The 12,718-nt window shown below is 66.0% G+C and carries 8 protein-coding genes; all 8 read left to right on the top strand.

Annotation, left to right across the window (positions count from 1 at the left end):
- The first annotated feature begins 8 nt into the window (after positions 1 to 8).
- Positions 9 to 1,202, top strand: a complete 1,194-nt coding sequence (locus AC05QJ_RS22205) for an acetyl-CoA C-acyltransferase (protein ID WP_476743420.1) — start codon at positions 9 to 11, stop codon at positions 1,200 to 1,202.
- A gap of 8 nt (positions 1,203 to 1,210) precedes the next feature.
- A complete protein-coding gene (locus tag AC05QJ_RS22200; RefSeq protein ID WP_476743419.1) occupies positions 1,211 to 2,338 on the top strand; it encodes an acyl-CoA dehydrogenase in 1,128 nt (375 codons plus the stop codon).
- Positions 2,339 to 2,350: 12 nt separating this feature from the next.
- Positions 2,351 to 3,124: an enoyl-CoA hydratase gene (locus AC05QJ_RS22195; RefSeq protein WP_476743418.1), complete on the top strand. Its 774-nt coding sequence runs from the start codon at positions 2,351 to 2,353 to the stop codon at positions 3,122 to 3,124.
- 89 nt (positions 3,125 to 3,213) lie between these two features.
- Positions 3,214 to 7,767, top strand: coding sequence for a dermonecrotic toxin domain-containing protein (locus AC05QJ_RS22190; protein WP_476743417.1), 4,554 nt, complete (start codon positions 3,214 to 3,216; stop codon positions 7,765 to 7,767).
- A gap of 157 nt (positions 7,768 to 7,924) precedes the next feature.
- Complete coding sequence (gene exaC, locus AC05QJ_RS22185) at positions 7,925 to 9,445, top strand: acetaldehyde dehydrogenase ExaC (protein ID WP_476743416.1); 1,521 nt, start codon at positions 7,925 to 7,927, stop codon at positions 9,443 to 9,445.
- A gap of 108 nt (positions 9,446 to 9,553) precedes the next feature.
- Positions 9,554 to 9,625: a pyrroloquinoline quinone precursor peptide PqqA gene (pqqA, locus tag AC05QJ_RS22180; RefSeq protein WP_009394664.1), complete on the top strand. Its 72-nt coding sequence runs from the start codon at positions 9,554 to 9,556 to the stop codon at positions 9,623 to 9,625.
- A 118-nt stretch (positions 9,626 to 9,743) separates the two neighbouring features.
- Positions 9,744 to 10,907: an alcohol dehydrogenase-like regulatory protein ErcA gene (gene ercA, locus AC05QJ_RS22175; RefSeq protein ID WP_476743415.1), complete on the top strand. Its 1,164-nt coding sequence runs from the start codon at positions 9,744 to 9,746 to the stop codon at positions 10,905 to 10,907.
- Positions 10,891 to 12,558, top strand: a complete 1,668-nt coding sequence (locus AC05QJ_RS22170) for a PAS domain-containing hybrid sensor histidine kinase/response regulator (RefSeq protein ID WP_476743414.1) — start codon at positions 10,891 to 10,893, stop codon at positions 12,556 to 12,558. The genes ercA and AC05QJ_RS22170 overlap by 17 nt, the downstream gene beginning before the upstream one ends.
- Positions 12,559 to 12,718 lie beyond the last annotated feature (160 nt).

Here is a 12,718-nt window from a genome sequence, read left to right as displayed (position 1 = left end):
AGAAGATCATGAGCCTCGCCAACGACCCGATCGTCATCGTCAGCGCCGTGCGCACCCCCATGGGTGGCTTGCAGGGCGACCTCAGGAGCCTGACCGCGCCGCAACTGGGCGCTGCTGCCATCCGCGCCGCCGTCGAGCGCGCCGGCATCGACGCCGGCAGTGTCGAGCAGGTGCTGTTCGGCTGCGTGCTGCCGGCCGGCCTCGGCCAGGCGCCGGCACGCCAGGCGGCGCTCGGTGCCGGCCTGGACAAGGGCACCACCTGCACCACCCTGAACAAGATGTGCGGTTCCGGCATGCAGGCGGCGATCATGGGCCATGACCTGCTGCTGGCCGGCAGCGCCGAGGTGGTGGTGGCCGGTGGCATGGAGAGCATGTCCAACGCCCCGTACCTGCTGGACAAGGCCCGCAGCGGCTATCGCATGGGCCACGGAAAGATCATCGACCACATGTTCTTCGACGGTCTTGAAGACGCCTACGACAAAGGGCGCCTGATGGGCACCTTCGCCGAGGACTGCGCCGGCGCCAACGGCTTCAGTCGCCAGGCCCAGGACGATTTCGCCATCGCCTCGCTGACCCGCGCCCAGCAGGCGATCAAGGACGGCAGCTTCGCCGCCGAGATCGTTCCGGTCGAAGTCACGGTGGGCAAGGAAAAGGTGCTGGTCAGCGATGACGAGCAACCGCCGAAAGCGCGCCTGGACAAGATCCCGCAACTCAAGCCGGCCTTCCGCGAAGGCGGCACGGTGACCGCTGCCAACGCCAGCTCGATTTCCGACGGTGCTGCTGCGCTGGTGCTGATGCGCCAGTCCCGCGCCGCGCAACTGGGCCTCAAGCCGCTGGCGGTGATCCACGGTCACGCCGCCTTCGCCGACACCCCGGCGCTGTTCCCCACCGCGCCCATCGGTGCCATCGAGAAGCTGATGCAGCGCACGGGATGGAACCTGGGCGACGTCGATCTGTTCGAGATCAACGAAGCCTTCGCCGTGGTCACCCTGGCGGCCATGCACGCGCTGGACCTGCCTCACGACAAGGTCAACGTGCATGGCGGCGCCTGCGCCCTGGGCCATCCGATCGGTGCCTCCGGTGCGCGGATTCTGGTGACCCTGCTGTCGGCCCTGCGCCAGAAAGGCTTGCGCCGCGGCGTGGCGGCAATCTGCATCGGCGGCGGCGAAGCCACGGCCATGGCCGTCGAGATTCTGGACTGAGGTGCACCATGCTGGTTAACGACGAGCAACAACAGATCGCCGATGCCGCCCGCCAGTTCGCCCAGGAGCGCCTGCGGCCGTTCGCCGAACAGTGGAGCCGCGAGCATCGCTTCCCGAAAGAGGCGATGGCGGAAATGGCGGACATGGGCTTCTTCGGCATGCTGGTGCCGGAGCAGTGGGGCGGTTGCGACACCGGCTACCTGGCCTACGCCATGGCCCTGGAAGAAGTGGCTGCCGGCGACGGTGCCTGCTCCACCATCATGAGCGTGCACAACTCGGTGGGTTGCGTGCCGATCCTCAAGTTCGGCAACGACGAGCAGAAAGCGCGCTTCCTCACCCCGCTGGCCAGCGGCGCCATGCTCGGTGCCTTTGCCCTGACCGAGCCGCAGGCCGGCTCCGATGCCAGCAGCCTGAAAACCCGTGCCCGCCGCGACGGCGATCACTATGTGATCAACGGCTGCAAGCAGTTCATCACCTCCGGCAGCAATGCCGGGGTGGTGATCGTCTTTGCGGTGACCGATCCTGCCGCCGGCAAGCGCGGTATCACCGCATTCATCGTGCCCACCGACAGCCCCGGTTACCAGGTGGCGCGGGTCGAGGACAAGCTCGGCCAGCACGCCTCCGACACCTGCCAGATCGTCTTCGACGACGTGCGCGTGCCGGTGGCCAACCGCCTGGGCGAGGAGGGCGAGGGCTACCGGATCGCCCTGGCCAACCTTGAAGGTGGCCGCATCGGCATCGCCGCGCAATCGGTGGGCATGGCCCGCGCTGCCTTCGAGGTGGCCCGGGACTACGCCCGCGAGCGCGAGAGCTTCGGCAAGCCGCTGATCGAGCACCAGGCCGTGGCCTTCCGTCTGGCCGACATGGCCACCCGTGTCGCCGTTGCTCGGCAGATGGTGCATCACGCCGCCGCCCTGCGTGACGCCGGGCGCCCGGCGCTGGTGGAAGCGTCGATGGCCAAGCTTTTCGCCTCGGAAATGGCCGAAAAGGTCTGTTCGGATGCCTTGCAGACCCTCGGCGGTTATGGCTATCTGAGCGACTTCCCGCTGGAGCGGATCTACCGCGACGTGCGGGTCTGCCAGATCTACGAAGGCACCAGCGACATTCAGCGCATGGTCATTGCGCGCAATCTTTGAAGGGAGCAGCTCATGACATTCGAAACCATCCTCGTCGAAACCCGCGGCAAGGTCGGCCTGATCACCCTCAACCGGCGCCAGGCGCTCAATGCCCTGAACCGCCAGATCATCGGCGAGCTGAACCAGGCGCTGGATGCCTATGAGGCCGACGCCAACATCGGTTGCATCGTCCTCACCGGTTCCGCCAAGGCCTTTGCGGCCGGCGCCGACATCAAGGAAATGGCTGAGCTGACCTACCCGCAGATCTACGTCGACGACCTGTTCAGCGACTGCGACCGCGTCGCCAACCGGCGCAAGCCGATCATCGCCGCGGTCTCCGGTTTCGCCCTGGGCGGCGGCTGCGAGCTGGCGCTGATGTGCGACTTCATTCTCGCCGCCGACAATGCCAAGTTCGGCCAGCCGGAAATCAACCTCGGCGTGCTGCCGGGCATGGGCGGCACCCAGCGCCTGACCCGCGCCGTGGGCAAGGCCAAGGCCATGGAACTGTGCCTGACCGGTCGCCTGATGGGCGCCGAAGAAGCCGAGCGCGCCGGCGTGGTGGCGCGTATCGTGCCCCAGGCCGAACTGCTCGACGAGGCGCTGAAGGTAGCGGCGGTGATCGCCAGCAAGTCGATCCCGATCTCGATGATGGTCAAGGAGTCGGTCAACCGCGCCTTCGAAGTCACCCTCACCGAGGGCGTGCGTTTCGAGCGCCGGGTGTTCCACGCGGCGTTCGCCACCGAAGACCAGAAAGAAGGCATGGCGGCGTTCATCGCCAAGCGCGAGGCGCAGTTCAAGGACCGCTGAGTTTTATCCCGCACCCAGCAAGATGTACCGCCCGGGGCGGGCGGGGCAAGGATTGAATGCGGCTTCATTCAGCAATGAGGAAGCCTGCCATGAACCCTGTTTCCCAGCCCCGGACGGGCCTTGCCGAGCCCCTGTGCGGACCGCTTTCCAGCCGCTTCGCGGCGCGGCCCACGCTGCATGATGTCGCCGGGCGCATCATCGACGAACAATGGCGCTCCCGGGCCATCGACGGCCCGCCGCCCTCCAGCCTCACCCTGCACCGTCTGCAGCCTGCCGGCGATTTTCGCATCGACGACCTGGCCGATGTCCTGATCGAGCGCTACTGCGCTGGCGTCACCCTCAACCTCGATGCGTCCCGCGACTTTCTCAGCCTGGGGCGGGGCGCCGAGTTTCCTCGCAGTGCCGGCGTGGACGTGCAGGCGGTGGAAACCCTGATCAATGACTGCGCGCCCTTCCTGCTGGCGACCTACCAGCAGGCCTTGCTGGATTTCTGGACCGGCGACGGCATGCAGCCCACGCCCGGCCAGTGGCTGGCCGACTACCTGCAGCGCCGCTGCCTGGATGCGGTCGAACTGCAGACCCAGGCCGGTAGCCTGGACCCGCTCGAAGCGGCCACGGTGCAACTGGTGGCGCGCTTTCCCGAGGCGCAGCAGCGCGCCCGGTTCGACAATCTGAAGGATGTCAGTGTCTGGTTGCTGGGCCTGGACGGCGAGAGCGCCCTTGACCCGGAACTGGCCAGCGCGGTTCTCATCGAGCGCGTCATCGCGCAACCGGCGCGCACGCTGGTGATCCTCTACACCCTCAGTGGCCGTCTCTACCGTTTCGACTCCCGCGAAGCCTTCGAGCAGGCGCTGGTGGCCGCGCATGGGGCTCCCGAACGTCGTCCGTTCACGCTGAACCTGCACCCGAGCGGGCATTCGCTGTTCGCGGCACAGGCCGAGTTGCTCTGCGAACAGTTGCTGGCCCTGGTGGAGCGGCTGGCCCGGCTGACGTCCGGGCCGGAAAACGTCGAGAGGCTCGAATGGGAACTGGACCAGGCCAGCGCCTTCGTCGAGCTTTGTGCCGCCCAGCGTCGCCAGGCCCTGGCGCTGTACCGCGACCTGTTGCCAGGCTGGCTGCGTCAGGCCAGGCCCGAGGACCAGCGCAACTACGCGGCCCGCTTGCTGCGTTTGGCCGACGTGCAGCGACGGGACGCCGGGATGTCGTTTCTCGACGGGATTACCGCGGCCGCCGATTATGCCCGGCACGCCATTGCCGAGGCGCTGAAGGACGAGCACGCCGATGCGGCCGGATTGGACCTGGACGATATCGAGCTGGTCAATCGCCAGGTCACGGCAGTGGCGGGAGGCAGTGGCGGGGTCGTCGAAACGGGCGGTGAAGTGCGCACGGTGGTACTCAACCCGATGCAGTTCGCCCTGGCCAATCTCGCCGCCCTGCGGCCTGGCTCGGTGACCCTGCGACGCCGCAGCGGTGCGGCGCTGCCGCCATGGCTGACGGTGGATTACCTCAAGGCGCTGGTGACGCGCCTGGACATTGGCCAGCGTTATCCCGAGTTTCTGCGCCAGTACCTGCTGGACGATGCCGGGCAACGCACGGCGCGTCTGTTGCGGTTCAGCGCGCAAGTGCGTGAACAGTTGCCGCTGCTGGCGCTGGAAACCCATCTGCGCCAACCGCAAGCGATGAGCGCCGCCAGCGTGGCGCGGCTGGACAACGTCCTTCGCGGCCGACCTGGCCAGCAGCCCCTGGGCTGCGTGCGGCCGCTGTCGTTTCTCAGCCGCAGTGGCGCCGCGCCTGACGTGGCCTGTAATGCCTATTTGATCGAGTCAGTCGCGATGCAGGGCAGTTGCCTGCTGTATCGCCCGTTGCACCGACAGTCGCTGCTGGAGTTCGCCGATCGCGAGGCGTTTTTCGACGCGCTCTGCGAGGACGGGCCGTTGCAGGAGGACATTCTCGGGCGCCTGGAGCAGAACCGCCGGGCCGTCTATGCCCGCGGCGGCTTCGCCCAGCCCCATGTCGTGCGCTTTACGGCGGGGGACGAGTTCGGTCCGCTGAGTTTTCCTGCGCAGGCCAGGCTGGGAACGGCGGTGCTGGGGGGCGATGTGCCGGAGCACTTCTACCGGAGCAGCGTCCAGGAGTTGATCGCCCGTGCCGAAGCGCAGTCGGTCTCCAGCGATGAAAGCCGTTGGTTGGGTTACGAAGAGTTGGGCTGGTTGATGCTCAATACCTTGCTGCCGTTCTTCAACGGCCCGCTGGCCGTAGCGGCCTGGATGCTGCCATTGTTCGCCAGCCTGCGTGCGTTGTTGGCGTCGCCTTCGGCTGAGGACGAAGCCGCCCGCCTGCCCGATTTGCTGTTCAACCTTGCGTTTCTGCTGCTGGCGGAGCGCTCTGCCAGCAGACCGCTGGACACGCGACCGGTGACCCCAGGGGTGTCGGTCGAGGTGGAGCGGGGGAGCGAGATGATGCTGGGTTCGCCGTCCGGAACCCGCCTCGATCGGCTGGACTTCAGTTGGGCGACGATGGACCGGCGCCTGAGCCCGGCGCAGCGCGAACGGCTGAACGGGTTCAAGCACGAGCTCGAGCCGCGACAATTGGGGCTGCCCAGGAGCGAAGGGCCCGATCGAGGACTGTTCTGGCACGAGCAACGCTGGTGGGTGGTGATCGAGGGAGCGGTCTATGAGGTGACGGTGAGCCCTGAAGGGGTGCGGTTGATCGATGCCCAGGGCCATCGCGGGCCCTGGCTGCTGGAGGCCGCGCCCGGCCAGTGGCGCCTCGATCTGCGCCTTCGGCTGCGTGGCGGCATGCCGCTGAACCGGCGCATTCAGCAGATGCGCGAAGCCAAGCGCGAGCGGCTGGCGCAACTGGACCTCGAACGCATCGCGGTGCTGTCCCGGCGGCTTCAGGAAAGCCTGCAGTTGCGGCAGGATCTGGACGGTGTCGCGGAGATGCCCGTGCCTTCGCCGGCGCTGCTCGAACGGTACGGCGGACACTTGCGTGATCACGAGTCGGTACTGAGCAGGAACGACGAGCTGTACCAGGAGTTGAACCAGCTCGAACCGCAGCCCGGTTTCAATCGCAAGCACGCGCGCAACCTGCGGGATCTGGCCGCCAATCATGTCCAGTCGCTGTATGTGTTGCGGCACAAGTTCGCCGAAAACCACAAGACCATGCGTGAGGCCCGGTTGATCGATGACTGGCAGCTCGATGACGATCTGGCGGATCTCTACAACGACGAGTACGACAGAATGATGGTGGCCTGTCGCAGTGCCCGGGAGAACGTGCGGGAGTTGTTGCGCTACCACGGCCTGATCGATGACATCTGCCAGCGCCTGGGGCAGATTCCCGGGGGCAGCGAAACCATTGCCGAGATCAAGACGTTGCTGGCCGATTCGCCCACCGCCAGAAGCTGGGTGGCCAGCGAGCTGTCGTTGCAGGGCGCCCTGGTTCTGGACGCTGACCGAGGCGCCGATTCGCGGGTGCTGTTCTCGTCGCTGTTATCGGCGCGACTGGGCCTGCAGATGTATGACAGCCTGTCCGGCCCCGAACCCTTCAGCGACCAGGAGACCCTGGAGGTACTCGACAGCATCGTCGGGCATTTCCTCGATGCGCTGGAGCTGGCGCGGGGTTACGGCGATGGCGAACGGGCCAGCGCATCACGGCCTTTTTTCGATGCCTACATGGCGACCCTCAATCGCGTTCACACCGAGGCGGAGACCGCGCTGGCCGAGCGTATCCGCAGCCTGCCCGAGCGCCTGGAACCGCTCACCGCGACGCTGCCGGCGACACAGCGCAAGCAAGTGGTCATTCACACGCGCAACCGGGGTGTGATCGTTGGCGCGCGACGCAAGACCGAAGACAACCGACCCGATGCGGTGGTGGTGATCGACCCGATCGACAACAGCGAGCTGGCGCGTTATCAGGAGTCGTCCGAACCCGGTGTCTGGGAACCGGTACCGGCGCCCGTCGTCGAGCGCCCCGGTCCCTCGTTGCCGACCCTGGCTACCTTGCTCAAGCGCGCGACAGCGGCTCTGGGCAATGCCGACCGGCAGATGATCCGGATCCGTGGCCAGGCGCGCACGGCAACCATCGCCGGAGAAATGGAAGAAATCATGGCCATGCAGGCGCGGCCGCTCGATGCCCTGGTCCAGCAGATCGAAACGGCGCTGACCCGGGAAAACGCAGTGGATGACAGCGTCGCCGGTCTCGATGCCGCTCGCCTTGGCGCGCAATTGACCGCCAAGGCTGGTCAGGTGCGGGAGGAGGGCCGGCGGTTGCGCATCGGTATCGTCAAGGCACAACCGCCCACTGTCGGGCATGTGGACTACCTGCTCAGGCAAGGCGAGGCCACGGTGTCGCGGGTCGGCGAGCGGGTGGCGCTGGCGCGGCGCAAGGGCTTTGCCCAGGATTACCTGCAGGAATACCTGGTCAGCGATGCCCAGGGCAGCCCGCTGTGGTATGCGCATTTTCATTACGCCAGCCTGGATGCCGCCGCCGCCGACTTCACGGCCGGTCACCTGAAGACCCGCGAGCAGCGTTTCGACCGTGCCCCGCAACGGGTAGCAGGGCGCAACAGCCAGAGCATCATCCAGGTGTACCGTAGCCGTATCGACCGCAAGAGCGCCCAGGCGCTGTTCCTCAACGTCTGAGCCTGACCGCCGGGGTCCGCGACCCCGGCTTTTCCCCTACTACCAAATGAGTAGCGCATCCCTGCCAAGGACCGATTCGTCGCTCCCGCGTGGCTGACTAACATCCAGTCACTGCCTGTCATCAGCGACGGGCGCCGTTCAGCAGAGGCCCTACACCATGATCTACGCAGCTCCCGGCACTCCGGATTCCATCGTTTCGTTCAAACCCCGCTACGGCAACTACATCGGTGGTGAATTCGTCCAGCCGCTGAGCGGCCAGTACTTCAGCAACACCTCGCCGGTGAACGGCCAACTGATCGCCGAATTCCCGCGCTCCGGTGCCGACGACATCGAAAAGGCCCTGGATGCCGCCCATGCCGCCGCCGATGCCTGGGGCCGTACATCGGTCCAGGACCGCTCCAACATCCTGCTGAAAATCGCCGACCGCATCGAGCAGAACCTCGAAGTGCTGGCCCTGGCCGAAACCTGGGACAACGGCAAGGCCATCCGCGAAACCCTCAACGCCGACGTACCGCTGGCCGCCGACCATTTCCGCTATTTCGCCGGCTGCATCCGCGCCCAGGAAGGCAGCGCCGCCGAGATCAACGACACCACCGCCGCCTATCACTTCCACGAGCCGCTGGGCGTGGTCGGGCAGATCATCCCGTGGAACTTCCCGCTGCTGATGGCCGCCTGGAAACTCGCCCCGGCCCTGGCCGCCGGCAACTGCATCGTGCTCAAGCCGGCCGAGCAGACGCCGCTGTCGATCACCGTCTTCATCGAGCTGGTCGGCGACCTGCTGCCGCCGGGCGTGCTGAACATCGTCCAGGGCTTCGGCCGCGAAGCCGGCGAGGCGCTGGCCACCAACAAACGCATCGCCAAGATCGCCTTCACCGGCTCCACCCCGGTGGGCTCGCACATCATGAAGTGCGCCGCCGAGAACATCATTCCGTCCACCGTCGAGCTGGGCGGCAAGTCGCCGAACATCTTCTTCGAAGACATCATGCAGGCCGAACCCTCTTTCATCGAGAAGGCTGCCGAGGGCCTGGTGCTCGCGTTCTTCAACCAGGGCGAAGTCTGCACCTGCCCGTCCCGCGCCCTGGTGCAGGAGTCGATCTACCCGCAGTTCATGCAGGAGGTGCTGAAGAAGGTCAAGCAGATCAAGCGCGGCAACCCGCTGGACACCGAGACCATGGTCGGCGCCCAGGCTTCCGAGCAGCAGTACGACAAGATCCTTTCCTACCTGCAGATCGCCCGCGAAGAAGGTGCCGAGATCCTCACCGGCGGCGACAGCGAGCAACTGGCCGGCGACCTGTCCAGCGGCTACTACATCCAGCCGACCCTGCTCAAGGGCCACAACGGCATGCGCGTGTTCCAGGAAGAGATCTTCGGCCCGGTAGTGGGCGTGACCACCTTCAAGGACGAAGCCGAGGCCCTGGCGATCGCCAACGACACCGAATTCGGCCTCGGCGCCGGCGTCTGGACCCGCGACATCAACCGGGCCTACCGCATGGGCCGCGGCATCAAGGCCGGTCGTGTATGGACCAACTGCTACCATCTGTACCCGGCACATGCCGCGTTCGGTGGCTACAAGAAATCCGGTGTCGGTCGCGAGACCCACAAGATGATGCTCGACCACTACCAGCAGACCAAGAACCTGCTGGTCAGCTACGACATCAACCCGCTGGGCTTCTTCTGATCGCCCGGAGTTGCAGCAAAACGCTTCCAAAGTAGCATTCGACACACGCCGGAAACGGTGTATCACTAGAAGCACCACGAACCCGTGGTGCCAGACGAGGATGGGCCTATGTGGAAAAAACCTGCGTTCACTGATCTGCGTATCGGTTTCGAAGTGACCATGTACTTCGCCAACCGTTGATCCCTCTGGCGCCGGCCGCTGATGTCAGTGGCCGGCGCTGCCGTTTCGAAGGTCGCATTGCATTCCCCTCCCGTTGCTTTAGGCTGGCGCTATCCCAAAAAGAACAAGAAGGCGTTGCATGAGCCCGAACCTGAGCCAGTTGCGTAAGTTCGTCTCCCCCGAAATCATCTTTGGCGCCGGCTGCCGTCACCATGTCGCCAATTACGCCCGGACCTTCGGTGCGCGCAAGGTGCTGCTGGTCAGCGACCCCGGCGTGATCAAGGCCGGCTGGGTCGCCGATATCGAAGCCAGCCTGCAGGGCCAGGGTATCGAATACACCCTCTACAGCGAGGTCTCGCCCAACCCGCGCATCGAAGAAGTGATGAACGGCGCCGAGCGCTACCGCAGCGAACAGTGCGACGTGATCGTCGCGGTTGGCGGTGGCAGCCCGATGGATTGCGCCAAGGGCATCGGCATCGTGGTCGCCCACGGCCGGCACATTCTCGAGTTCGAAGGGGTCGACACCATCCGCGTGCCGAGCCCGCCACTGATCCTGATTCCCACCACCGCCGGCACCTCGGCGGATGTCTCGCAGTTCGTGATCATCTCCAACCAGCAGGAGCGGATGAAGTTCTCCATCGTCAGCAAGGCGGTGGTGCCCGACGTGTCGCTGATCGACCCGGAAACCACCCTGAGCATGGACCCGTTCCTGTCCGCCTGTACCGGCATCGATGCACTGGTGCACGCCATCGAAGCCTTCGTCTCCACCGGCCACGGGCCGCTGACCGACACCCACGCCCTGGAAGCCATGCGCCTGATCAATGGCAACCTGGTGCAGATGATCGCCAACCCCGGCGACATCGCCCTGCGTGAATCGATCATGCTCGGCAGCATGCAGGCCGGGCTGGCGTTCTCCAATGCCATCCTCGGTGCGGTACACGCCATGTCCCATAGCCTGGGCGGCTTCCTCGACCTGCCCCACGGGCTGTGCAATGCGGTGCTGGTGGAGCATGTGGTGGCATTCAACTACAGCGCTGCGCCGGACCGTTTCAAAATCATCGCCGAAACCCTCGGCATCGACTGTCGCGGGCTCAACCACAATCAGATCCGCAAGCGCCTGGTGGAGCACCTGATCGCCCTCAAGCATGCCGTCGGCTTCCATGAGACGCTCGGCCTGCACGGGGTGAGCGGCAGCGATATCCCGTTCCTGTCGCAGCATGCGATGGATGACCCGTGCATCCTCACCAACCCGCGGGCGTCGAGCCTGCGCGACGTCGAGGTGGTGTATGGCGAGGCCCTCTGAACCTCGCGACGCCGCGTTGGCCGGGCTGCTGGGGCTGAGCAACCACACCGTCCGCAAGAGTCACTACCCGGAGCTGGCGGCGCGCCTCGACGAGCTGGAAACCGAGCGCAACCGCTACACCTGGCTGTTCGAGCACGCGGTGCACGGTATCTTCCAGGCCAGCCTCGAGGACGGCCTGCGCGCCGCCAACCCGGCCATGGCGCGCATGCTTGGCTACGCCGACCCGCAGCAACTGCTGCTGGCCCGTACCGACCTTGCCGGGCACCTGTTCGTCGGTGGCGAGGCCGAGTTGCTGGCGATCGTCCAGGAATTGCAGCGCGAGCGTGCCTTGCTTGGTTACGAGACCCAGTTGCAGCGCAAGGACGGCACCAGCATCGATGTACTGATGAACCTGCTGCTGCGGCCGGACGAGGAGGGCGTGGTGGAGGGCTTCGTCGCCGATATCACCGAGCGCAAGCAACATCACGCCCGCCTGCAGCAACTCAATGACGAGCTGGAACAGCGCGTCGCCGAGCGCACCAACCAGTTGATCGAGGCCCGGGATGCCGCCCAGGCCGCCAACCGCAGCAAGGACAAATACCTCGCTGCGGCCAGTCACGACCTGCTGCAGCCGCTCAACGCCGCCCGGCTGCTGATCTCGACGCTGCGCGAGCGCCGCCTGCCGGACGCCGAGCAGGTACTGGTGGAACGCGCGCACCAGGCGCTGGAAGGCGCCGAGGATCTGCTGACCGACCTGCTGGACATCTCCCGTCTCGACCAGGCGGCGATCAAGCCGGACCTCGACCTCTACCACCTGGACGAGTTGCTCGGGCCGCTGGCGTCGGAGTTCCAGCCGGTGGCCGAAGCGGCCGGGCTGAGCCTGAGGATGCGCAGCGGCTCGTTGATGATTCGCAGCGATATCCGCCTGTTGACCCGGATCCTGCGCAACTTCCTCAGCAATGCCTGCCGCTATACCGAGCAGGGCCGCATCCTGCTCGGTGCGCGGCGACACGGCGCGGTGGTGCGCCTGGAGGTGTGGGACAGCGGCCGGGGTATCGCCGCCGACCGCCTGGAGTCGATCTTTCTGGAGTTCAACCAGTTGGATGTCGGCCGCGCCGCCGACCGCAAGGGCGTCGGCCTGGGTCTGGCGATCGTCGAGCGCATCGCGCGGATTCTCGACTGCCAGGTGCGGGTGCGGTCCTGGCCAGGGCGGGGTTCGGTGTTCAGCATCGACGTGCCCTTGTCGCAGGAAGCCCCGCGTCCGGTGGTCGCACCCAGTGTGCCGCAGCCGGCTCTGGGCGATCCGCTGCCAGGACGCCGTCTGCTGGTGCTGGACAACGAAACCAGCATCCTGCAGAGCATGGCCGCCTTACTGGGCCAGTGGGGCTGCGACGTGCTGACCGCGACCGATCGCGAAGCCGCCCTGCACGTCTTGCAAGGCCAGCCGCCGGAGCTGGTGCTGGCGGATTTCCACCTCGACCATGGTGTAACCGGATGTGAGGTAGTGCGTGACCTGCGCAAGCATTTCGGCACTGCGATTCCCGCCGTGATGATCACCGCCGATCGCAGCGACCAGAGCCGCCGCGCCATGCAGCGCCTGGGCGCGCCGTTGCTCAACAAACCGGTCAAGCCCGGCAAGTTGCGTGCGGTACTCAGCCAGTTGCTCGGATAAGCGGGCATGGCCGAGCTTCACGAGGCGAGACCTTTTTTGCTATAAACGCTGCCCTTGGCGCCAGAGTCGCCAGGGCACAGGGGCTTTTCGGACAAAACCACTGTCTTTTCTGTTGCCCGTCACGAGGCTCGGCCTTAGACTGCCGCCCCCTGTAAATTGA

This window comes from Pseudomonas sp. TUM25319 (genome assembly GCF_056388475.1).
This window is presented reverse-complemented; position numbering and strand designations above follow the sequence as displayed.

Bases quoted from the DNA above. Each gene is read 5' to 3' on its own strand.
- AC05QJ_RS22205 (WP_476743420.1), top strand. From the start codon at position 9: ATGAGCCTCGCCAACGACCCGATCGTCATCGTCAGCGCCGTGCGCACC.
- AC05QJ_RS22200 (WP_476743419.1), top strand. From the start codon at position 1,211: ATGCTGGTTAACGACGAGCAACAACAGATCGCCGATGCCGCCCGCCAG.
- AC05QJ_RS22195 (WP_476743418.1), top strand. From the start codon at position 2,351: ATGACATTCGAAACCATCCTCGTCGAAACCCGCGGCAAGGTCGGCCTG.
- AC05QJ_RS22190 (WP_476743417.1), top strand. From the start codon at position 3,214: ATGAACCCTGTTTCCCAGCCCCGGACGGGCCTTGCCGAGCCCCTGTGC.
- exaC (WP_476743416.1), top strand. From the start codon at position 7,925: ATGATCTACGCAGCTCCCGGCACTCCGGATTCCATCGTTTCGTTCAAA.
- ercA (WP_476743415.1), top strand. From the start codon at position 9,744: ATGAGCCCGAACCTGAGCCAGTTGCGTAAGTTCGTCTCCCCCGAAATC.
- AC05QJ_RS22170 (WP_476743414.1), top strand. From the start codon at position 10,891: ATGGCGAGGCCCTCTGAACCTCGCGACGCCGCGTTGGCCGGGCTGCTG.